Source organism: Alistipes finegoldii DSM 17242 (assembly GCF_000265365.1).
Lineage (GTDB): Bacteria > Bacteroidota > Bacteroidia > Bacteroidales > Rikenellaceae > Alistipes > Alistipes finegoldii.
The window spans coordinates 1,312,745-1,336,115 of record NC_018011.1 but is presented as its reverse complement, the minus strand read 5'-3'; the positions used below and the strand labels follow the sequence as shown (position 1 = coordinate 1,336,115).

Below are 23,371 nucleotides of genomic sequence, written 5' to 3'. Positions count from 1 at the left end.
ATAATAGTTGTCAGTCCCAGTTATGTCCTGCTCATATTTGGGCAGGGCGTGGCTGGGGCGCAGGACAGCTTTCTGATTCGGGTTTCCTATGACCTGTCGTTAGGGGCTGACACCGCGCCCCCTTTTTTATGCCCTTGCGGGACGCGGATTCACACCAACGAAAACCGAAGAAAATGTCCCGCCGCATCCGATTCCGGAATTACCCGAAGGCCCAAAATCCCCATTATATTTTACTGCTCTGGCACAATACGGGCCGGACGTTCCTGCCGCAAGGTTCTGCGCGGCAGGACGTCCGTTTTTGGGCCGGGGAGCGGGGGAACGCCCTCACGCCGCACGATCGCGGCGGGCGTCATAAGGTTCTCTGAGCGACACATACAATCCCGCATTCCGGATGCAGCCGGCAGGCATTGCGCCGGAAGCGGTCCCTGAAATCTGGTAGCCGGGGCGGTCTCCGCATTGAATTCTTCCTAAAGTGAAGTTGCGTCACTTGTTCGGTCGGAGCCGCCCCTTTTTTCAAACCGGTGTTCCGGCCGTAAAACGGCACGTGCATTGATGAACAACGCAAAAATTCCACGATGAACCAGCACGATCCCGATTCCGAACAAGCCCTGCGGGCCATCGACCGCTTTTACGCGACGCAGGTCAATATCTGCATTGCGGCGTTGAATAGAATGCAGTCGGCGGAGCTGGCCGACAAAAACATCATCCTGCGGGCCATTATGTGCGACATGCCCGACTGCGGCATCTGCGCCGATCCCACGGCCGAAGATTACGGCGTCGATTTTTGGGTCGACCGGGCGGAATATGTCAACGACACGACGTTCAATCTCTATGTCACGCAGGCCGAAGAGAACGTGCTGTGGAACATCGAGAAAAAAGGCCAGAAACCGGGGCGTCTGGTGGCTCCGCAGCAGCGGATCACGATGCGGACCGACGGGATAAGCAGGCCCCCGTATATCCCGCTTATCTACCTGACGGTATTAAGTTCCAAACTGATGGCGATGGCTATGTCGGACGTGCTGCCGAACGTGGATTTGTCCACCTATTACGACGAGCGGGTGATGGCGTCCTTGGGGGGGAGCGCATAGCAGGGGTATTGGACAGGATGACTGAAATGCAGGACGGGGAGGAGGAGGCCGGGAGGCCGGTAAGCTGAAACGCTGCGGACCGAAAAAACGGGACGGACCCGAAAGCCCGTCCCGCCGCTGAAAAAGTTGGCGTCACCCCTGTTCTACAGGTTCTTTTTTCCACTCCTCCGGTTTTTCCCGCCGGACGGGGTGTTTCATCCGCTCAAGTTCGCGCTCCAGCAGTTTGTCCACCAGCTTGCGTTGGGCTTGCCGGGCCTCGAACGGCGTGGGCGGAATGTCCGAAACGTCCATCTTCAGATAATCCAGATAACTCTGATAAGAAATGCCGAAGATGTAACGTCCGAGCCGTTTCCAAACCCGTTTGTGGCATTTCGCCTTGTATTCGGGTTCATAATACATTTGGTCAAATTCCTGAACCGCCTTGACTCTCAGGCGCATATATGAATTATTGTAACTTATAAAATAAAAAATTTTAGTTTTTGAGCGATATTGCTCACTAAAATTTACGCAATTAATTGCGGTTCAGGTTAAAAGAGAAGTCCCTCAATTCCTCTCGCGTGGAGAGCCTGCAAAATTGGTATTCGGCGGGCAGAACGGTCCAATAATCATACTTTCTCAGATTCGCCGAGGAGGTTTCCAGACAGATGCGGTTCTCGGCGTCCCGATTGCCGACGATTCCCCATAGCGACGTTCGGCTGTCGCAGCCGGGATCTGTCGTATGGAACAAATAGACGTCGCCGATGCGGAATTTGCAGGTTTTTATGGTCATATCAGGTTCGTTAGGGTTTTATGGCGGCAAAGGTGAAAATCCTGAAGCAAACCTCCAACTTGCGTGGTAACCGTTACGACATTAATCTGTTGGGGAGGGGCAAATGAAAACTCCGGATGTGCATTCGCATCCGGAGTCTCCTCTGTTTTTCGGTTCTTCGTTTCCGCTTCCCGTCATTCGGCTTTCAGCTCGACGACGACGCTGCGGGCGCGGTCCGTCGAGAAGAGTTTCAAACCTGCCTTCATCAGGTAATCGCCGCTTACGACGCGGTCGTTGTGCTCGATACGCGGATTCTGCCCCGGCATGAGGTTTATTTCGCGGATGCGGTAGCGCAGATCGGGGGCCAGTCCGGTCAGCCGTACGGAGGGCAGCTGCTCCCCGTAGCGCGGATTGAGGTCGTAGGCGAAGACTACGGAGCCGGTCCGGCGGTCGGTGCCTGAAAACAACAGCGGCATCACCGGGGCCGAGACGGCGACGATAAGCGCGAAGACGCCCACCGTCCACCCCGCCTGCGGAACCGTCACCCCGAAAGTTTCGGCGATCTGCGGGATAATCCCGACGACGCCCATTTCGGTGTTGATGATGCCGAAGACGCCGAAGGTCAGGATTGCAACCAGTCTTCCCGGACTGTATGCGAGCCGTTTTTTCATGGTCGTTCCGTCTTATTTCAGGCTGTTTCCGAAGAACTCTTCCAGCTTGTCGAACGGGATCAGCCCCGTGCGGTCGTAGAGATCGACGTGCCCCGCGCCCGGTACGACATACAGCTCTTTCGGCTCGGCGGCCCGTCTGAAGGCGTCCTCGCTGAATTCGCGCGAATGGGCGTTTTCCCCGACGATGAAGAGCAGCGGACGCGGCGAGATGGTCTCGATGTCGTTGAAGGGGTAGAAGTTCATGAACTTCACGTTGCTTGCGAGCGTGGGGTGCGTGGTCGTCCGGTGCGTCGCCCCTTCGGGCGTGAACTCTCCGCGCGGCGTGCGGTAGAAGGCGTAGAATTCCCGCTCGACCGGGGTGGAGTTTTCCGTCAGCTCGTCTGCCGTGCCGCCGGTGTATGCGGTTTCCCCGCCCGTAAACTCCGCGTAGCGCTGTTCCGCCGCTTCGGCCAGTATCCGCTTCCGCTGCTCAAGTGTCTGGGCGTTTTTCAGTCCGCTGCGGCTGGCTGCGCCCATGTCGTACATGCTCACCGTGGCGACGGCTTTCAGCCGGGGATCGATCTTCGCCGCGCTTACGGCGAAACTTCCGCTGCCGCAGATTCCGATTGCGCCGATGCCGCTGCGCTCGACGAACTCCCGCGTTCCGAGGAAATCCGCCGCCGCGCTGAAATCCTCGGCGTATATCTCCGGGGAGACCGTGTTGCGCGGCTCTCCCTCGCTGTCGCCCCAGAATGACAGGTCGATGGCGAGCGTGACGAATCCGCGTTCGGCCATTTTGATCGCATAGAGGTTCGCAGCCTGCTCCTTGACGGCTCCCATCGGGTGGCCGACGATGATTGCGGGACGTTTTTCGCCCGGTTTCATCTCCTTGGGCCGGAAGAGGTTGGCGCCGACCTTCATTTTGTACTGGTTCGGGAAGGATACCTTTTCTGCGGTTACCGCATCGCTTCGGTAGAAATTGTCCGCATCCGTTTGTGCGGAGGAGATGTTGTGCATCATAATAAGTGTTGTCGTTAAAATTAGAATCCGTTTCATATTTTTTTATCGGTGATTTCCACGTTGCAAAATTACTTGCCGAAACGCTTCGGGCCGGTATCCGGATTACGGATGAAATTACCCGGATTACGGTTTTTGAAGCTGAAGCGAATCTGCTGTCTGACAGCCGGCTACCCCGATTACGGATAAAGTTACCCCGATTACTGTTTCGCACCGACGCCCGCACCGCGTACGGGAAAAAGCGCTATCTTTGCGTATGGAAAAACCGAGCTGTATGGACGAAATTCTGAAGATCGATACGATCGACCGCTACAACAAACTCTTCGGATTCGAGACCCGCCACCCGCTGGTGGGCGTGGTCCGGTTCGACACGGCCGAAAGTCAGGGAAACTACCGGATGACGATGGGATTCTATTCGGTTTTCCTCAAGGAGACGCGGGGCTGCCGAATCAACTACGGGAAGACGGGGTATGATTTCGACGACCAGACCGTGGTCAGCATCGCTCCGGGACAGACCGTCGGCTATACCGATATCGAAGGGATTCCCACGAAGTCCGTCGGACTGCTGTTTCATCCCGACTTCATCCGCGGCACGTCGCTCGGACGGAAAATCAGGAAATACACCTTTTTCTCTTACGAAGCCAACGAAGCCCTGCACCTGTCGGAAGAGGAGCGGACGATCGTGCTCGACTGTCTGAAAAAGATCGAAATGGAGTTGCGGCACGCCATCGACAAGCATTCGAAGGGGCTTATCGCCACCAATATCGAGCTGCTGCTGGACTATTGCATGCGTTTTTACGAACGCCAGTTCGTCACGCGCGAAGACCTGAACCTCGATGCGCTGGCCCGTTTCGAACGACTGCTGGACGATTACCTCTCGGAGGGCGTCGCCGCGAGGGAGGGACTGCCGTCGGTGCGCTATTTCGCCGACAAGATATGCCTTTCGCCCAACTATTTCGGCGATCTGGTCAAAAAGGAGACCGGAAAATCGGCGCAGGAGTATATCCAACTGAAGATGATCGACGCGGCGAAAGAGAGCCTGCTCGACCCGGACAAGACGATCGGGCAGGTGGCCGGCGAACTGGGATTCCAGTATCCGCAGCATTTCGTCCGCTTCTTCAGACGGCATGCCGGCTGCACGCCGAATCAGTATCGGACGCGGGGATAAGGGGCGGCATGCCCGACCGGCGGCTACCTGCCGATCCGGTAGGCCGAAGGCGTCATGCCCGTATGGCTCTTGAAGTATTTGCCGAAGAACGACTGGTTGGAAAAATTCAGGTAATAGGCGATCTCCTGAATGCTCATCGTGGAGTATTTCAGCAGGTTCTTGGCTTCGAGCACGACGTAGTCGTCGATCCACTCGACGGCCGTCCGGCCGCTGGTCTTGCGGATGAGCGTCGTCAGGTATTTGGGCGTCAGGTTCAGCTGTCCGGCATAGAAGCCCACCGATCGCTCCTGCGTGTAGTGTTTGCCCAGAATATTCATGAACTGGCTGAAATACTCGTCGTTGCGGCTGCGCGCCGAGATCTGCCGCTCTCCGCTCGTTTCGATGTGACGTCCGATGACGCGGCACACCTTGTAGGCCAGCGTCCGGATGATCGAACGTATGACCTCGGCGGAATAGACGTCCGCCGGCATCTCCGTACCCTCGGCGCCGAGTTCCTCGAACGACCGGGTGATTCCCGTCCACTCCTTTTCGTCGAGTTTGAGACAGGGCTGCTTCTCCACGTGCAGGAACAGCTGCGAGAGCAGCCTGATGTCTATGTTGATGCGCCTGATGAACTCCTCTTCGCAGATCACGGCGTGCAGCGCGATCTCCTCGGTCGATTCGGCTTGGATGATCGACCCCGGCAGGTGTACGAAGATCGAATTCTCCGTGAGCGTATGCCGCGTCAGGTTCGAGGTGAAGGTTCCCGAACCTTTGGAACAGAACAGGATGACGAAGGCGTCGATGCGCGTCGGATAGCGGAACAGGTCGATGTCGATTTCGTCCTGCACGTTGACGCGCGACGCGATCAGACAGCCGTCGTAGCAGATGTCTCCGGGACGGCGGCCGCAGACGTCGATCAGCGTGGCGAGCGAAAAGCTCTGGATATCCTTTTCGTTCATTTTGTCGTGGATTTTTCGTACAAATATAACAATTTGCCGGTTGATATTCGCCGAAAGGTTCAAAATCGAACGAATCGACGAGTTTAGCCGACACGGCGGCCTTTTCTGCCGCTCCGCAAAAGGGGAACTTTGCATCGAAAAACTGTAAACCAATGAAACGAACGATTTTCTGGGCCTTGCTGCTCATTGCGGCGGGCTGTTCTTCTCCGAAAAACACCCGGACGGCCGATCCGCTGCGGGTGACGACGATCGTCGCCGCGCCGTCGGCCGGCTTCGGCGCGGCCGTGTACGTAGGTTCGGTCGAGGAGGAGGCTTCGGCATCCCTGAGTTTTCCCGTCGCCGGGACCGTCGCCCGCACGCTGGCCGACGAAGGACAGCGCGTGCGGAAAGGGCAGCTGCTGGCCGAACTCGATTCTACTTCGGCCCGGCAGACCTTCGACGCCGCGCGGGCGTCGCTGGAGCAGGCCGAAGACGCCTGCGGGCGTCTCCGCCAGCTGTACGAGGCCCAAAGTCTGCCCGAAATCAAATGGGTCGAAGCGCAGACCCGGCTCCGTCAGGCCGAGTCGCTTTTCGAAATCGCCAAGAAGAACCTGAGCGACTGCGCGCTGTACGCTCCGTTCGACGGTGTGGTCGGCGAGCGGCGGGCTTCGGCCGGCGAGACGGTGCTGCCGGGCGTTCCGGTGATGAAGCTGCTGCAAATCGGAACCGTCAAGGTGCGCTTCTCCGTTCCCGAACAGGAGATCGCCGCGATCGGCGCCGACAGTCGCATGCGGATAACCGTTCCGGCGCTCGGAGACCGCACGTTTCAGGCCGGGAAGGTCGAAAAGGGCGCCGTGGCGAATCCTGCGGCGCACACCTACGACGTGCGGGCCGCACTGGCCAACGCCGGGGGCGAGCTGCTGCCGGGCATGGTCTGCCGCGTGGAGGTTTCGCCTGCGGGTGCCGCCGAGCAGATCGCGCTTCCGGTGCGCGCCGTACAGCAGGCGGGCGACGGAAGCCGTTTCGTATGGACCGTGCGCGGCGACTCGGCCGTGCGTACGGCCGTGACGACGGGCCGTCTGGTGAACAACGCCGTCGTGCTGGAGGACGGCGTCCGGAGCGGCGACCGGATCGTGGTGGACGGCATGCAGAAGATCGGCGAAGGCAGTAAAGTCGTGTGGTGATGGGACGCTCTGTCAATATCATATCGTGGTCGATGCGCAACTTCCGCATCACCTTCCTGCTCGTGGGCTGCCTGTTCGTTTTCGGCATCTACGGACTGGTTCACATCCCCAAGCAGGAGTTTCCCGAATATACGATCCGTCAGGGCGTCGTGGTGGGCGTCTATCCGGGCGCCACGAGCGAAGAGGTCGAAGAACAGCTGGCCAAGCCGCTCGAACAGTTCCTGATGACCTACAAGGAGGTGAAGCGTTCGAAGACCACCTCCACCTCGCAGAACGGCATGTGTTACGTGATGGTCGAGCTGAACGACGACGTGAACGACAAGGACGAAGTGTGGTCGAAGATCAAGCACGGCCTTGCGGCGTTCAAGATGCAGCTTCCCGCGGGCGTTGCGGCGCTCGTGACGAACGACGACTTCGGCGACACCTCGGCCCTGCTGATCACCCTCGAATCGGACACGCGGTCGTACCGCGAGCTGAAAGGGTACATGGACGACCTGAGCGACCGTCTGCGCCGCATCGAGTCGGTCTCGAACCTGCGGCCTTACGGCGTTCAGCAGGAGCAGATTTCGGTATATGCCGATCACGACCGGCTGGCGGCCTACGGCATCGGCGAGAAGGTGCTCTCCGCGGCGCTGGCTTCGCAGGGGCTGACCCCGGCGGGCGGCTCGGTGAGCAACGGCGAGACCGAAACGCCGATCCATATCGCGCCGTCGCTGGCCGGGGAGCGCGAGGTCGCGGAGCAGATCGTCTGGAGCGACCCCGAAGGCCACGTCCTGCGTGTGAAGGACGTGGCGCGCGTCGTGCGCGAATACGACGATCCGGACAGCTATATCCGCAACAACGGCCACCGCTGCGTGCTCCTCTCGATGGAGATGCGCGGGGGATACAATATCGTGGAGTACGGCCGCGAAGTAGACGAGGTGCTGCACGCTTTCATGGAGGAGGAGCTTCCGTCCGACGTCGCTGTGCAGCGCATCGCCGATCAGGCCAAGGTCGTCGGCGACTCCGTGCATTCGTTCCTGCGCGACCTGTTCGTGGCCATGGCCATCATCATTCTGGTCATGATGCTGCTCTTCCCGCTGCGGTCGGCCGTCGTGGCGGCCGTCACGATTCCGCTCTCCACCTTCATCTCGGTGGGCGTCATGTATTTGTGCGGCATTCCGCTCAATACGGTGACCCTTGCGGCGCTGGTCGTCGTGCTGGGCATGATCGTCGATAATTCGATCGTGGTGATCGACGGCTACCTCGACTACATCGGGCGCGGCCACTCGCGCTGGTATGCGGCCGTCGAGAGCGCAAGGGAGTTTTTCCCGTCGCTACTGCTGGCGACGATCTGCATCTGCATGATTTTCTACCCGATTCTGTTCACCATGACGGGCATGATGCGCGACTTCCTGACCTATTTCCCGTGGACGATCACCATCAACCTGATGGTTTCGCTGCTGCTGGCCGTGCTGGTGATTCCGTTCCTCGAAATCGTGATCATTCCGGCGGTTCAGCCCCGCAAGGAGGGGCGTAAGAGCGTTACCGACCGTGTCCACGACGTTTACCGGCGGGTGCTGGCGTGGACTTTCCGTCACGGGTGGCTGACGATTTCGCTGGGCCTTGCCTCGGTGGCCGTTTCGCTGGTGCTGGCCACGCAGCTGAAACTCCGCATGGTGCCCTTCGCCGACCGCGACCAGTTCGCCGTGGAGATTTACCTGCGGCCCGACACCCCGCTGGAACGGACCGGAGCCGTCGCCGATTCGGTCTACCGGATGCTGCGGGCCGACGGGCGGGTGAAGTCCGTCACTTCGTTCGTGGGCTGTTCGTCGCCGCGTTTCCAGATGAGCTATGCTCCGCAGATCGCGGGTAAGAACTATGCCCAGTTCATCGTCAATACCACCTCGATCGACGATACCGAGGATATCCTCGACCTATATGCCGACGCATGGGCCGACCGTTTCCCCGAAGCCTACGTCAAATTCAAACAGCTCGACTACCAGAACGTGCCGTCGCTCGAATTCCGCTTCTACGGCAGCGACATCGACTCGCTGCGCGCCGCGGGCGACCGGCTGATGGACCGCATGCGGCGGATGCCCGAACTGATGTGGGTGCACTCCGATTATGAGGATCCCCGTGCGGTCGTTGATGTGCGGCTCGACCCCGTCACTGCGCCGCAGCTGGGCGTCACCCGGACGCTGGCGGCCGTCAATCTGGCCCTCGCCGCCGGAGACGTGCCCGTAGGGGCCGTCTGGGAGGGCGATTACAAACTGCCCGTCGTACTCAAAAACGACGTGCGCCGGGGCGAACGCTCGCTCTCCGATGTCGGGGACACCTATGTCTCTTCGCCCGTGCCCGGCGTCAGCGTACCCCTGCGGCAGATCGCCGACGTCGGGCCGGCGTGGAGCGAGAGCAAAATCGTGCACCGCAACGGCATGCGCTGCCTGACGGTCACCGCCGACCTCAAACGCGGCGCCAACGCCATGCGTGTCAATTCGCGCATAAGCGAGCTGATCGACAAGGAGCTGACGCTTCCGGCCGGCATTGCGACCGAGCTGGGCGGAGCCTACGAATTCGACTGGGAGACGATTCCCCCGATCGCGTCGGGACTGACCATTTCGCTGGTCATCATCTTCTTCTTCATTCTGGTCAACTTCCGCAAGTTCGGCATTACGCTGGTGGTCATGGCTTCGATGTCGCTCTGTCTGTTCGGGGCGGTGGTGGGGCTGCGGATCGCCGACTTCACCATCGGACTGACCTCGGTGCTGGGCTTCATCACCCTGCTGGGCATGATCGTCCGCAACGTGATTCTGATGTACCAGCATGCCGAAGACAAACGCAAGGTATGCCATTGGTCGGGGCGTCTGGCGGCCTACGACGCCGGCAAGCGGCGTATGGTGCCGATCTTCCTCACCACCGCCACCACCGCCGTGGGCGTCGTGCCGATGATGCTGGGCGGAAGCACCTTCTGGGCGCCCGTGGGCATTACGATCTTTGCCGGAGGCATCGGTTCGCTGATCCTCGTCGTTACGATACTTCCGGTGCTCTATTCCAAAATCTACAAGTGATGAAAAAAGCCGTAGTATTTCTGTTCTTGTGCGTTGCGGCGGCTCCTGCGGCGGCTCAGACGCTTTCGCTCGAAGAGTGCCGCGCCGCCGCCGTCGAACACAACCGCACGCTCCGCAACAGCAGGCTGGACCTCGACGCCGCGTCGCAGACGCGCCGCGAAGCGTTCACCAATTACTTTCCGCAGATTTCCGCGTCGGGCGGCCTCTTTCAGGCGCAGCACGGACTGGTGCAGGCCGATTTCGCCGTTCCGCAGATGGGGACGCTGCCCGTTTCGCTGGTCAAGCGCGGCATCGTCGGCTCCGTCACGGCCGTTCAGCCCCTGTTCACCGGACTGAAGATCGTCACCGGCAACAAGCTCGCCCGGCTGGGCGAGGAGGTCGGACGGTTGCAGCTGCAGCAGACCGAAGCCGAGGTGCGCGAGCGGACCGATGCCTGTTTCTGGCAGGTCGTGTCGCTCCGCGACAACCTTTCGACCCTCGATGCCGTGGAGCGGCAGCTGGCCGAGATACGCCGTCAGGTCGAACTCTCGGTGAAGGCCGGGCTGGTGACCAACAACGACCTGCTGCGCGTGGAGCTGCGGCAGCAGGAGATCGCGTCGAACCGCCTGAAGGTCGAAAACGGACTGAAGGTGTCGAAAATGCTGCTGGCCCAGCATATCGGCGTCGATCAGCGCGGATTCGACGTGGCGAATGCCGCGTTCGGCGAACCGGAGGCTCCCGCCGCCTACTATGTTCCGGTCGAGGAGGCGCTCGACCGCAGGGCCGAATACCTGCTTGCGGAGAAGAACGTCGAAGCCCGGAAGTATGAGAAACGCATGGAGCGCGGCAAACGCCTGCCGACGGTAGGCATAGGCGCGGGGTATCTCTACTACAATGTGACGGACAAGAGTGTGGACGACGGAATGGTCTTCGCGCAGGTTTCGGTGCCTGTTTCGGAGTGGTGGGGCGGCGCCCATGCGCTGAAAAAGGCCCGCATCAGGGAGCAGCAGGCCGAAAACGACCGACTGCAGGCGCGGGAGATGCTTGCCGTGGAGATCGAACGGACGTGGAGCGAAGTGCAGGAGTCCTATGCGCAGATCCTGCTCATGCGGCGTTCGGTGGAGTCCTCGGCCGAGAATCTGCGTCAGAACCGGAACTTTTACAAGGCGGGAACCGCGCCGCTCACCGACCTGCTCGACGCCGAGACGCTTTACACGCAGAGCCGCAACAACCTCACTTCGGCCTGCGCCTCCTACCGCACGGCGCTTGCCAAGTATATGCGCGTGACGGGACGGTAATCTGCATTCCGGCGGCCGGTTTCCGGTATCCGTGACGCCCGGTGTACGGGGTTGTGCGGCCTTGCGCCGCGCGACCCTTTTTTCATGGCGTACGGAGTGCAGTCCGGATGCGGAAAGGCGGCGACGATCGGCGCGGGGAGCTTTCCGGCTGTTGCGGTTCCATGAATAAATCGCTAAAAACCCGTACGGCGGATGAATTCGGAGGATTGGGGTAAATGCTTTGCCCTGAGTGTTTTATCGGTCGTGTCTCGCGGGCGGTTTTTGCGGCAGCGGTTTCTCCGCGGCCGGGAGAGGGCTTGCTTTTAAATATAATTTTCTATTTTTGCGATCGTGGAAATATATCCCGACCGCTGTCTCGCATCCGGAAAATCCGAATAAAATCGATGAATATTTCAGGGGATAAGAATCTTTCCGCGAAAATCAAAAACAGGCGATGAGCGATTTAGACAAACAATTGATGAATGCAGACTCTTTCGACGAGCTGTATCTGGCGTATTATCCGGCCATGCTGTCGTATGCCCGGATGTTTCTCCGGGATCAGTGGGCCGAAGACGTGGTGCAGGACGTGTTTTTCAATATCTGGAAAAACCGCCACCGGATTTCCACGGACGATCCGTTGTACAAGTACCTGCTGAAGGCTGTCTACAACCGGGCGATCAACTACATCTGGAAGCACAAGCGCGACACGGAGTACCGCTCGTGGTACGGTTCGCAGATCGACCGGATGGTGTTCGATTATTACGATCCGGACAAGAATCCGATCCTTGCCAAAATCTATGACAACGACATGCGGCAGCAGCTGCGGCAGGCGGTGGACGAGCTGCCCGACAAGCGGCGGGAGATTTTCCGCATGCGCTTTTTCGAGAACATGTCGAACAAGGAGATCGGCGAGCGGCTGGGGCTGACGGTCAGCACGGTCGAGAATCATATGTATCTGGCGCTGAAGAATCTGCGCGACAAACTGCTCTGACTTCCGGTCGGGCGTAAGCCGGATCGGGTCTTTTTCTGCAAAATTTTTTCGCATTCGGATTAGGGGGTGGGTTGCCCAGCTTTGTATTATTGGTAGAGAGCAAGATGCTGACTGCCGTTATACGGAGCGACCAAGGCCGGAGCGCATGTATAACCGAAGTCTAATCTTAAACCAATATTATTTTGAAAAACGAACTTATTTATAAGTATTTGGAGGGAAACGCGACTCCGGCCGAAGAACAGGACGTTCTGAGCTGGATTTCCGAGTCCGAAGCCAACAAAGCCGAGTTTTGCGAAATCCGGGCTTTGTGGAGCGTGCGCGACCGGAATTCCGTCGAGAACGATCCGCAGCGGATCCTCAAATCGCTCAAGGCGCTGCACGCCCGCATCGACGCGGATGCGTCGCCGCACCGCTCCAAGCGTGCGCGGATCATACGCTGGGCGGGTTGGAGCGCCGCCGCCATGCTGGGCGTGGCGCTCGTCGTGGGCGGCTACCTCGTCGGCCACGACATGCACAAGGCGGCCATGGAATCGTACTATACGTTCACCAATACCGGCCGCAAACCCGAATCCCTCCGGCTGCTGGACGGAACGCAGGTCTGGCTGGCGCAGGGATCGACCCTGAGCTACGGCAAGACGTTCAGTCCGCACGACCGCACGGTGAAACTCGACGGAGAGGCCTTTTTCGACGTGGCTTCCGACAGGGATCATCTGTTTTTCGTGAAGACCAATACGGTGGTGGTCAAGGTCGTCGGCACTTCGTTCAACGTCAAGATGTATAAGGATACGGACGATACGGAGGTCGTGCTCGAACGCGGCGTGGTCAAACTCCAGTTCGGCGACAACGACAATATGATTACCATGCAGCCGGGACAGAAGATCTACTATTCGTCCGCTTCGCACGACATCTCCATCTCCGAGGTCAACGTGGAGTATCTGATGCTGCTCAAGTACGGCATGATCTCGATGTCCGATGTCCGTGTGGCCGAGATCATCCGCAAGGTGGAGGAGATCTACAGCGTCGATATAGAGACCGTCGCGCCTCTCGACGACGACCGGCTGTATAACTTCAACTTCCTGAAGTCCAATACGCTCGATGACGTGCTGGACATCATCGAGAAGATGTCGGGCGTGAAATGCCGTCCCGCTCCGGCGGCCGGCGCGGAATAGAAACAAGAAACGACTTAAACCGAATAGCTGAATAGAAACCTAAATTTTCAACTGCCTATGAACTAAACCCTGATTCCATTCATCCGAATCATGTTGGCACATCCGGGCCCGGTGCTGCTGCTTTCCTCGATCAGTTTAAAACTTTACAGTCCTAATCATGAAGAAAAATTTATCTGTTTTTCGGACGGGATGCTGTATGTTGATGCTGTTGCTGTGCAACGTCTTTACGTTGTCGGCGGCTGAAGAGCTGTATGCACAACACTACAATGTCACCCTGTCCCTGCGAAATGCAACCGTCAAGGAAGCGGTCGATGCGGTGACCCGGCAAACCGGAATTGCATTTTCGTACGAATCGTCGGTCGGCGTCATGCCGCTCGGCAATGTGGAAATCCGTGTGGACGGCGGCGCTGTCGATGCCGTTCTCGGTCCGCTGTTCGCCGACAAAGGCATCGCGTGGCAGGTCGTCGACGGCGTCGTGATCCTGACCCGGCAAAACTCCCCCCCCCAATCGGATTCCGGTCGTAGGCTGACCGTCAGGGGCCGGATAACCGCCGGCGCCGGCGAGTCGATCGTCGGTGCGACGGTCATGGTCAAAGGCACCCAGACGGGCGTTTCGTCCGACGTGGAGGGCAATTACGAAATCGTCGTTCCCGGTCCGGGTTCGGTGCTGGTATTCAATTATCTGGGCTATCAGCCTCAGGAGATCGCGGTCGGCAACCGGACGCAGATCGACGTGCGGCTCGCCGAGGACAACAACGTGCTGGACGACGTGGTGGTCATCGGTTACGGCACCCAGTCGCGCCGCACGCTGACCAGCGCCGTCTCGAAGGTGAGCGGCGCCGATCTGGAAGGTGTTCCGGTCAATTCGATCGGCGATGCGCTGAAGGGCAAGGTTCCGGGCGTACGCGTCTCGACGGCCAACAACCAGCCGGGCAGCGATCCGGTGTTCCTGATCCGCGGCGGTTCGTCAATCAACCAGTCCAATGCGCCGATCATCATCGTGGACGGCGTTCGCCGCGAGATGACCGGACTCAATACGAACGACATCGAGTCGATCGAGATCCTGAAGGACGCCGCTTCGGCGGGTATTTACGGAGCCAGCGCGTCGAACGGCGTGATTCTGGTGACCACCAAGAAGGGTAACCGCGCCAAGGGGCCCCAGATTACGTTCGAGGCGCAGGCCGCATGGACCTCGCCCGCGACGAAATTCGACCTGATGGACGCCCGCGACTATGTCGTCACCATGCGCCGCGCGCTGAACGACTGCCCCGGATATACCTACGGACAGCAGGTGCTGACGGGCGCCAACTCGGCCGGTATCGGCAACGGCGATTCGTCGATCTGGACGACCCGCTACCTGCAGGAGGGCGAAAGCGTGCCCCGCGGCTGGAGTTCGGTGGTCGATCCGGTCGATCCGTCGAAGATCATCGTTTTTCAGGATAACGACCAGCAGAGCCAGTGGTTCGACGACTCCTACTGGATGCAGTACTACCTCGGCGTGAACGGCGGCAGCGACAAGGTGACCTACGCCGCTTCGGCCAGCTACATGAAAGACGGCGGCATCGGCATCAACACCGATTTCTCCCGCTTTACGTTCCACGGCAACACCTCCTTCAAGATCACCAAGAGCCTTACGGCCGGTACGACCTTCGACTACTCGGAGACCAGCGGCAACGAGATCCCTTCGAGCGGCATCGGCAACTACTGGACGATTCTGGGCCGCGGCATGTTCATGCCCGCCACCCACCGCGACTACCTCGAAGACGGCCAGCCCGGTCAGGGCACCAACAGTACGACCATCTCGGCGGCATGGTTCGACCGCTACTATACCAACAACTATGTGACCCGCCGCTCCACGGCCAACTTCAACCTCAAGTGGGACATTGTCGACGGCCTGTCGGCTTTCGCCCAGATCGCCAACCACAACTCCTACAAGAACAGCTACCAGTATCTGGCCGGCAACGCCATCAGCCAGACCCGCCAGACCTACGAAGGGTGGTCGCAGACCAACCGCCTGAGTTTTCAGGCGCACGTCGATTACAACAAATCCTTCGGCGACCACAATCTCAGCGCCATGGCCGGATACGACTTCCTCAAGCGCAAGATCAACGGCATGTCGATGACCGTGCAGGGCGCCGAGTCCGACAAGACCCCGACGCTGGGGGCGGGCACCACGCCTACCGCATGGACCGACACCCAGACGCCGTGGTGCCAGATCTCCTATTTCGGACGTCTGAACTACAACTACAAGGAGAAATACATGCTGGGCTTCACCATGCGCGCCGACGGTTCGTCGCTCTTCGCCAAGGATAACCGCTGGGGCTATTTCCCCGCTGTTTCGGCCGGCTGGGTCGTTTCCGAGGAGAAGTTCTGGAACGTCGAGAAGTTCAACCAGCTGAAACTCCGCCTGAGCTACGGTCTGACGGGTAACAACAACGTCGATTATTACGACACGCTCGGCGCCTACAGCGTGACGGGCATCTATGCCGGTTCGGGCGCTACGCTCGCTTCGACGCTGCCCAACCTCGGCCTGACGTGGGAGAAGACCAAGCAGTTCGACATCGGTCTCGACATGGCGTTCTTCAACAACCGCCTGCGCGTGGCCGCCGACTATTACAGCAAGAAGTCGGAAGACCTGCTCTTCGACGTCTCGCTGCCCGATACGTCGGGATACGGCTCGGCCATGCAGAACGTCGGTTCGATCCGCTTCTACGGGCTCGAATTCGAAATTTCGTCGGTGAACGTCAGCACCAAGAACTTCAGCTGGACGACCGACTTCACCTACTCGTTCAACGCCAACAAGGTGCTGTCGCTGCCCGACGAGTATTACTATAAGGATATCGACGGCAAAGACGCATGGCGCATCGGCGGCTATACGATGTCCGAGTCGGGCTACCGCTTCGGCGGCACGGCCGTCGGCGAGCCGCTGGGACGCATCTACGGCTACAAGACCTCCCATATCATCGAATCCGAGGCGCAGGCCGACGCCGCGCTTTACGACTCCAACTCGCACGGCTACCGCCGTTCGGACGGCCTGTCGATCGCCGGACGCAAGGACGTGGGCGACTACGAGTGGAAAAACCGCGCGGGGTCGGCGCTTACGGCCGACGGCCGCGAGCAGATCAACGGCGAGGACATGTTCCTGCTGGGCAATGTCGTGCCCCATTCGACGGGCGGTATGAACAATACCTTCAAATTCAAGAACCTGACCCTTTCGGTCTACCTCGACTATGCGCTGGGACATTCGATCTACAACTACCAGTATACGCGCTGCTTCCAGACCTCGATGGGCAACTGCAACTGGAATCTGGTCTACGATGCCCTGAATACATGGCAGAAGCCCGGCGACGACACCAAGTTCGCCCGCCTGACTCCCAACGACGCCGACGGCGGCAACCGCAACTACTCGCGCATTTCGAATATCAACGTGCAGAAGGCCGATTACCTCTGCCTGCGCGACGTGACGCTCTCCTACGATCTCCCGCTGCGCTGGATCCGCAAGGTCGGTCTGGGCCGTCTGACCGTTTCCGTGTCGGGCAACACGCTCTGCTACTGGACCGGCGTCAAGGGTATTTCGCCCGAATCCGCCTCGGTCGGCAGCTCGACGGGCATGTACAGCGTTACCAGTTCGAGCGCCACTTCGTTCAACAACTATCCTCCGACGCGCAAGGTGCTCTTCGGCCTCAAGGCGACCTTCTGAGAATGCGGATGATTCGGTGATCTAAAAACAAGAATGCTATGAAAATATATGGAATAATCCTTTCTGTTCTGGGGGCCGCCTCGGTTGCGCTGAGCACTTCCTGTCACGGGGAACTCGACGTCACGCAGTCCGACAAGCTCAACACCACCAACATGTGGACCAGCGAGAGCGACGCCCTCACCGCCACTACCGGCATCTACTACCGCCTGCGGCAGGCGTTCGCCCAAAGCAAGGCCAATCCTTTCTTCTGGGGCGAACTGCGCGTCGGCCCGGCCATGTGGGGCAAGGGCACCGGCCGCTCGCTGTGCGACAACGACATGCTGGACGTCATGCTCAACACCCTCAGCGCCTCCGATGCCTCGACCGACTGGAGCTATCTTTACACCACCATCGACCAGTGCAATCAGGTGCTCAAATACGCTCCCGGAATCGGCATGTCCGAGGACAATATGAACTACTGTCTGGGCAACGCCCGTTTCATCCGGGCGTACTGCTACTTCTGGATCGCCCGCGTGTGGGGCGACGCTCCGGTGATTACGACTCCGACCGAGGGAACCGGCGAGGCGATCTATCCCTCGCGCCATCCGGTCGCCGAGGTCTATGCCCGGATCGAAGACGACCTGAACGCTGCGGCGGGGTATATCAGGACCAATGCGAAGGGCTGCTACTATGCGACGGCCGACAACGTCAATCTGCTCCGTGCCGACTTCGCGCTCTGGATGTATGCGGCGGGCGGCGGCGACGGCTACCTGACCATGGCCGAGACGGCTTTGGGCGCGGTGCAGTCGGCCGGCCTGCTCGACCGGTTCGCCGACGTGTTCAGCATCTCGAACAAGAAGAACAGGGAGATCGCTTTCGCCCTGCATCTGGAGAACGGCGAGTATACGTCGGGCAGCTACTTCTCCTACTTCATCTGGGGCAGCACCCAGATCAAGGCCGAGTACCGCAACGCTCCCGACGGGGTGCCCGTCAGTTCGAACCAGTGGTTCCTCTACTCGGACGACTTCATCGGGTTCCTCAAGCGGAGCAAGGAGCTGGGCGACCAGCGGACCGATGTGACCTACATGGAGCGCACGGGCGTCAGCGATATGTACGAAGTCATCCAGTGGCCCAACAAGCTCATCGGCAATATCTCTACGGGCACGATAGTCTGGGAGCAGGATTTCATCCTCTACCGCTATGCGCAGTATTACACCATGCTGGCCGAACTGCGCTACCACCGGAAGGACTATTCGGGAGCGCTCACGGCCCTCAATACGCTGGCGCAGCGCGCCTACGGCAAAGCGAATTTCTATACCGACTCCTCGGCCGCAGCCGTCCGGCAGGCGCTCGTGGACGAGAACCTCAAGGAGTTCGCCGAAGAGGGCAACGTCTATTTCACGCTGATCCGTCTGGGGGCGATCCATGATTACAACCCCTACCGCTATGTGGACGGGCTGGGACAGTGCGGCATCGACACGTCGCGCCCCAACCAGCTGCTGATGCCCGTGTCGAAGAAGGCGATGAACAAGAACAACAAGATCACGCAGACACAGGGCTGGTCGTAACGGTGTATTGTTTAATGAAAAAAGCTGACTCAGAATGAAAACATTACGAATGCTATATACGGCGGCGCTGCTTTCCGCAGCCATGCTGCTTGCGGGCTGTTATTCGACCGATACCGACGATGACCTGCTTTCGACGGCGACGCTCATCAGCATCTATCCCTCGACGGTCTCGGTCGGCAGCGCCGCCGCGACCCAGAATGTGGTCGTCACGCTCGCGCCGAAATCGAAGCGGAATCTGGACTGGTCCTGTTCGGTCCAGTCCGCATGGGTGACCGCGGTCCGGGAAAAGGTCCCCGGCGAAAGCACGGGAACCGTTTATGAGGACGCCGTTGTCCTCGTCTTCCTCGAAAATACGGCTTACAAACGTCAGACGACACTTACGATCACGGCATCCGACGGCACGGTGCTGGAAGTCCCGGTCGTGCAGAAGGGCATCTATGCCGACGCCTATGTGAAGGCCGCGCCCGAATCGCTGACCTTCATGGCCGAGAATCCGCAGCCCGCTGCCGTTGCGATCGACACCAATATGGATACCTTTGCGGCCGTGTCCGATTCCGACTGGTGTACGGTCGTCGATAACGGCGACGGCACGATAACGGTGACCTGCACCGAATACGGCGACAATACGGCGGACCGCACGGCCGAAATCACCGTCACGGCCGGCACGCCCGACACGAGCGAAGCCCGGACGGTCATTCCCGTCACCCAGCTGCGCAAGGACGTCTACTGCTACCTCTACGGCAGCGGCGTGCCCAAGTACCCGACCCGCGAGAAGTGGGGTCAGATGACCAAACTTTCCGACCGGGTGTATGTGGACAGCGTCTATGTCAAGAACGGACGTTTCTCGGTTTACACTACCGAAGGCGATACCTACCACCTCGACGGCGCCGGCAATCTCTCGGCAGCCGAAACCGACCTGACGGTCGATGTGGCCGGACTGCGGATCGTTACGCTCAACCTGAACGAGAAGACCTATTCGATCGAGCGCATCACGACTCCCAACTGCCTGCCCGACAGTGAAGTGGCGAAATACGCGACCTCGACCTACACGGCCAACGGCCGCACCAAGGTCTGGATGCGCGCGGGTCTCGACTGGAACGGCGGCGAGAATATCGGCGGCATCAAGCTCGGCAGCCGCATGGTCTCCGATGCGAACAACGTCGGCGGCTATACGTCGAACGTCAGCAGCTACGAGACGGTCCGTGTGAGCGATTACGACGAAGTCGAGAGCGGCGGCAAGGCGCAGGGCGAAGTGGAGATGTCCGCCAAATACGGCCGCATCTATACGCTGACCGAGTTCCTGACGGGCACCCCGAAGGCCGCCGTTGAGCTGGCGCGCCTGCTTACGGACTGGCCGGCGCAGTACCGTCCCGGCAGTACGTTCGTCGATGCCGTCGGCAACGATATCCCCGTGAGCAGCGTGAAGTCGCTTGCCTCTGCCGATTTCGAGAATACGCCGAGTCTTTCGATGCAGATTCAGGGCATCTGTCCCTACGGCTGGCATGTAGCCAACGTGCAGGACTTCTACGACATGCTCTGCGCTGCGGCCGCAGCCAAGGGCGTGACGCCGAATCCGCTCAGCGCCATGATCGGAAAGTGGAGCGTGCCCGATGTGCTGCGTTCGGCCGAAGGGTGGAGTGCGGCGCCGACGCGCCACGCGGCCGCCGATGCGTTCGGATTCGACTTCTTCCCGCAGGGCCGCCGGCTGTTCAAGTCCGGGTATCAGTATTATGCTTCCCGCGGCGAGATGTTCATCTGCCATCCGGGCGGTTTGAGCAGCGGCGTCTACCAGTGCTGGCGTATCAATGCGCTGACCAACAATGCCGCGGACCTGACCGTCAGCACCACCTATAATATCGGCGACTGCTCGGCGTCGTTCCGCTGCGTCAAGAATTACGAGAATTTTTAAGGACCGACCGGCTGCGGGGCATACCCGCCCTGCGGCCGGATCTTAACAACGAATCTGAATTATGAAAGTACTGAAACTGCTCCTGCTGTTTGCGATGGGCGCTTCCCTTTCGCTGGCAGGCTGCGACGACGATTACCTGTACCCGGTCGAATATCCCGTGTACGATCCCGACGGCGGTTCGGATAACGGCGGCGGCGATGAAATTCCCGTTCCCGAAAAGGTGAACAACAAGGTCGTCGCCCACCGCGGCGGCTCGGCCGAGGCCGGGACCGCCAAATATCCCGACAACTCGATCGCTTCGCTCAGTTACGCCATCAGTCTGGGGTGTTACGCCTCGGAGTGCGATATTTACTGGACTGCCGACAACAACGTCGTCGTCGCGCATGCCGCCAACGGCTGTTATGTGAACAACCTCAAGCCGTGGGAACACACGCTCGACGAACTGCGTGCCGCGGGCAAGCTCTCCAACGGCGAGCTGCTGCCGACGTTGGAGGAGTTTATCGACGTGGCGCTCCATGCCGGAACGACGCGGCTCTGGCTCGACGTGAAACGGATCGAGGTGGGCGGCGCGACCTCCAACACGGCCGAGTCGGTCAAGGCCTGCTCGCGGGCCTGCGAGATCATCAGGGAGAAGAAGGCCCAGCATTTCTGCGAGTTCATCGTTTCGGGCAATGCCGCCATCTGGGCGGGATGTTATTCCGCGGCCCAGCTGGCCGGCATCAAGGTCGGCTGGATGAGCTACTCGGCGCCTTCGGCCTATAAGTCCTATCTCGATCCGTGGGCGAACCTCGACTACTCGAACTTCTTTGCCGGCGGCGCCGAAGTTTCGAATCCGAAGTACCCGCTGCAGAGCTACCTCGACGCCGGTGTCGCGCTGAGCGTCTACAATGCCGATACGGACCCCGAAATGACCTACGTCCTGAAATATTACCCCAAGATGAAGGCCGTATGTACGAACTACCCGGCGAAACTGCTCGGCAGAATCGGGTCGGAGGGGCTGTAGTGCGTCGCACCCGAATTTTTACGGGAGTCTTTATGACAGAAAGTGAGACGGACGGTCCGGCTCACTTTCCGTTTTGCACCCGCTCCGGAAGCCGCCGCGCGGAGAGTTTCCATGGTAGGATCTGAGATTTCCCGGACCGCGGATTTCCCGGACTGCGGAATAAAATAATTTGGAAAGTTTGTAATGCCGGGCATTTGTTTTAATTTTGTTCAATCCAAAATTACGACGATGCAACCTCGGAACTTTCTTTTCTCCTTCGGATTCTTGTGGACCGTGCTGGCGTGCACTCTTTTGCCGGGGTGTGCCGACCGTCCGGAGTATTCGCTGCAGACCGAGGCGGCATTGGAACGGCTCGACGCGGAACTCTCCAACAAGCCCCGCTACCAGCAGTGGCGGCAGGAGCAGGCCGACGCGCTGCGCAGCCGGATCGACGACGGACTGCCGCCTTTGGAGCGTGCCGAACGGCTCTTTGCCGTCGCGCAGATTTACGTGACTTTCCACCTCGATTCTTCGGCTTATTATGTCGAACGGCTCTACCGGCTGGCCGAGCGGACCGGGTCGCGGCACGTGCGCCGCTTCGCCCTGCTGGGCGACATCGACGTCTGGCTGGGGCGGGGGCAGGTCAGTCTGGCCGAGGAGCTTTTCCGGAAGATCGATACGGCCGGTATGACGCCCGGCGAATACAGGGCTTGGCATTCGCGCTACAGTTCGGTGGCTTCGCGCCGCTACGACGAAGCCGCGGATTCCCTTCAGAAGAGGGCGTGGGGCGATACGCTTTCCCATATCAGGAAGCTCTCGGTGCCGGGTTGCAGCGACCAGACCCGTACGCGCATGGCTGCCGCGCGGCTCAGCGAAACGGGTCGCTACGACGAGGCTCTGCAACTGCTCGAACCGCTGACGGCCAAAAACCTGAGCCACCAGAATTTCGCCCTCGTCTACTATTCGATGGCGCATATCGCCAAGGGGCAGGGCGACGAGGACCGGATGCTCTATTATCTGGCCGAATCCTCCATATCCGACCTGCGCGCCGGTACCCGCTCCTATTCGTCGCTGTACGATCTGGCTCTCGAACTCTTCGACCGCAAGGATTACGACCGGGCGACGGCCTACATGGGTTCGACCTTCGACGACGCGATCCGCTGCAAATCGGTGACGCGGATTCCCAACTCCTCTTCGGCGGTGGTGAAGATCAACGAGGCCGTGATTTCGAATATCGCCCAGCAGCAGAGGCTGATGTCCCGCACGATCTGGCTGGCCGGGATTTTCCTGATCGTGCTGATCGCGATCCTGTGGTTCGTCCTCTGGCAGCACCGCCGTCTGCAAGGCAGTCACGAACAGCTGATCCGGATGAGCGACCTGCTGCGCGAGAAGCACGACGAACTGCTGAAAAAGAACGACCATATCCGCGACATCAACAACGCGCTGGTCGATTCCAACCGCATCAAGGACCGCTACGTCTGTCATTATATCGACCTTTCGGTCCATTATATCAAGCAGATAGATGCCTTCCGCCGCGAAGTGTGCCGCATCGCCAAGACCAAGGGCGCCGACGAAGTCGTGCGGCGTCTCAATTCGTCACAGGTGATCGACGGCGAGTACCAGAAATTCTACCAGTCGTTCGACAGCTCCTTTCTGGATATCTTCCCCAACTTTATCGGGCAGGTCAACGAACTGCTGCAACCTGAGTTCCGGTTTACGCCGCGCTCCGATTCGTCGCTGACTACCGAGCTGCGCATTCTGGCCGCCATCCGGCTGGGGATTACCGACAGCGGGCATATCGCCTCGCTGCTCAACTGCGCCTCGGCGACGGTCTATACCTACCGCACCAAGCTGCGCAATGCGGCTCTCGACCGTGACAATTTCGAGGAACAGGTCTCGAAAACAGGGTTGTGACATGTCCGGAGTCTATATAATCCGGGGTTTGGGCGTGTTTTTTATTTTTCTGGAAATCAGTTTTATATAGACCTATAT

At 59.5% G+C, this 23,371-nt stretch carries 17 protein-coding genes and 1 pseudogene; 12 read left to right on the top strand and 6 right to left on the bottom strand.

The genetic code is table 11. The features are described 5' to 3' along the window. The first annotated feature begins 575 nt into the window (after window positions 1-575). Window positions 576-1,088, top strand: a complete 513-nt coding sequence (locus ALFI_RS05965; protein ID WP_014775157.1) for a hypothetical protein — start codon at window positions 576-578, stop codon at window positions 1,086-1,088. 132 nt (window positions 1,089-1,220) lie between these two features. On the opposite strand, the gene ALFI_RS05960 is transcribed toward ALFI_RS05965, so the two are convergent. The 5 genes and pseudogenes from ALFI_RS05960 to ALFI_RS05945 all read right to left on the bottom strand — a co-directional run bounded on the left by ALFI_RS05960 (window position 1,221) and on the right by ALFI_RS05945 (window position 3,542). Further along, the gene (locus ALFI_RS05960; protein WP_014775156.1) at window positions 1,221-1,526 is read right to left on the bottom strand and encodes a hypothetical protein; all 306 of its coding nucleotides are present in this window, start codon (window positions 1,524-1,526) and stop codon (window positions 1,221-1,223) included. A gap of 73 nt (window positions 1,527-1,599) precedes the next feature. Further along, on the bottom strand, window positions 1,600-1,857 hold the full coding sequence (locus ALFI_RS05955; protein WP_014775155.1) for a hypothetical protein: 258 nt from the start codon (window positions 1,855-1,857) through the stop codon (window positions 1,600-1,602). 173 nt (window positions 1,858-2,030) lie between these two features. Continuing rightward, window positions 2,031-2,303 carry a GH36 C-terminal domain-containing protein gene (locus ALFI_RS17855; RefSeq protein ID WP_229100472.1) on the bottom strand — a complete coding sequence of 91 codons (273 nt, stop codon included), beginning with the start codon at window positions 2,301-2,303 and terminating at the stop codon, window positions 2,031-2,033. After that, window positions 2,280-2,507: pseudogene (locus tag ALFI_RS17850) on the bottom strand (GH36 C-terminal domain-containing protein); the annotation flags it as partial. The gene ALFI_RS17855 and the pseudogene ALFI_RS17850, both read right to left, overlap by 24 nt. A gap of 12 nt (window positions 2,508-2,519) precedes the next feature. Beyond that, entirely contained in the window at window positions 2,520-3,542 is a 1,023-nt protein-coding gene (locus ALFI_RS05945; RefSeq protein WP_014775154.1) for an alpha/beta hydrolase, read from the bottom strand. A gap of 235 nt (window positions 3,543-3,777) precedes the next feature. On the opposite strand from ALFI_RS05945, the gene ALFI_RS05940 reads away from it, so the two are divergent. Beyond that, complete coding sequence (locus tag ALFI_RS05940; protein ID WP_014775153.1) at window positions 3,778-4,671, top strand: helix-turn-helix domain-containing protein; 894 nt, start codon at window positions 3,778-3,780, stop codon at window positions 4,669-4,671. A gap of 23 nt (window positions 4,672-4,694) precedes the next feature. On the opposite strand, the gene ALFI_RS05935 is transcribed toward ALFI_RS05940, so the two are convergent. Then, window positions 4,695-5,612 carry an AraC family transcriptional regulator gene (locus ALFI_RS05935; protein ID WP_014775152.1) on the bottom strand — a complete coding sequence of 306 codons (918 nt, stop codon included), beginning with the start codon at window positions 5,610-5,612 and terminating at the stop codon, window positions 4,695-4,697. 152 nt (window positions 5,613-5,764) lie between these two features. Here ALFI_RS05935 and ALFI_RS05930 point away from each other — a divergent pair, with 152 nt between their 5' ends. From ALFI_RS05930 to ALFI_RS05885, 10 genes are all read left to right on the top strand, one after another. Further along, on the top strand, window positions 5,765-6,775 hold the full coding sequence (locus ALFI_RS05930) for an efflux RND transporter periplasmic adaptor subunit (protein ID WP_014775151.1): 1,011 nt from the start codon (window positions 5,765-5,767) through the stop codon (window positions 6,773-6,775). Next, a complete protein-coding gene (locus ALFI_RS05925) occupies window positions 6,775-9,825 on the top strand; it encodes an efflux RND transporter permease subunit (protein ID WP_014775150.1) in 3,051 nt (1,016 codons plus the stop codon). The genes ALFI_RS05930 and ALFI_RS05925 overlap by 1 nt, the downstream gene beginning before the upstream one ends. After that, a complete protein-coding gene (locus ALFI_RS05920) occupies window positions 9,825-11,102 on the top strand; it encodes a TolC family protein (protein ID WP_014775149.1) in 1,278 nt (425 codons plus the stop codon). The genes ALFI_RS05925 and ALFI_RS05920 overlap by 1 nt, the downstream gene beginning before the upstream one ends. A gap of 433 nt (window positions 11,103-11,535) precedes the next feature. After that, a complete protein-coding gene (locus ALFI_RS05915; protein ID WP_009597551.1) occupies window positions 11,536-12,072 on the top strand; it encodes an RNA polymerase sigma-70 factor in 537 nt (178 codons plus the stop codon). 182 nt (window positions 12,073-12,254) lie between these two features. Further along, window positions 12,255-13,241 carry a FecR family protein gene (locus ALFI_RS05910; RefSeq protein ID WP_014775148.1) on the top strand — a complete coding sequence of 329 codons (987 nt, stop codon included), beginning with the start codon at window positions 12,255-12,257 and terminating at the stop codon, window positions 13,239-13,241. A gap of 157 nt (window positions 13,242-13,398) precedes the next feature. Beyond that, window positions 13,399-16,941 (top strand): SusC/RagA family TonB-linked outer membrane protein, encoded by a 3,543-nt coding sequence (locus ALFI_RS05905; protein WP_042493359.1) that lies wholly within the window; start codon window positions 13,399-13,401, stop codon window positions 16,939-16,941. Between the two features lie 38 nt (window positions 16,942-16,979). Further along, complete coding sequence (locus ALFI_RS05900) at window positions 16,980-18,488, top strand: RagB/SusD family nutrient uptake outer membrane protein (protein WP_014775146.1); 1,509 nt, start codon at window positions 16,980-16,982, stop codon at window positions 18,486-18,488. Between the two features lie 34 nt (window positions 18,489-18,522). Beyond that, window positions 18,523-20,397, top strand: a complete 1,875-nt coding sequence (locus ALFI_RS05895) for a BACON domain-containing protein (RefSeq protein ID WP_014775145.1) — start codon at window positions 18,523-18,525, stop codon at window positions 20,395-20,397. A 61-nt stretch (window positions 20,398-20,458) separates the two neighbouring features. Continuing rightward, on the top strand, window positions 20,459-21,400 hold the full coding sequence (locus tag ALFI_RS05890; protein WP_014775144.1) for a glycerophosphodiester phosphodiesterase: 942 nt from the start codon (window positions 20,459-20,461) through the stop codon (window positions 21,398-21,400). Between the two features lie 228 nt (window positions 21,401-21,628). Further along, a complete protein-coding gene (locus ALFI_RS05885; protein ID WP_014775142.1) occupies window positions 21,629-23,293 on the top strand; it encodes a DUF6377 domain-containing protein in 1,665 nt (554 codons plus the stop codon). The last annotated feature ends 78 nt before the right edge of the window (window positions 23,294-23,371 follow it).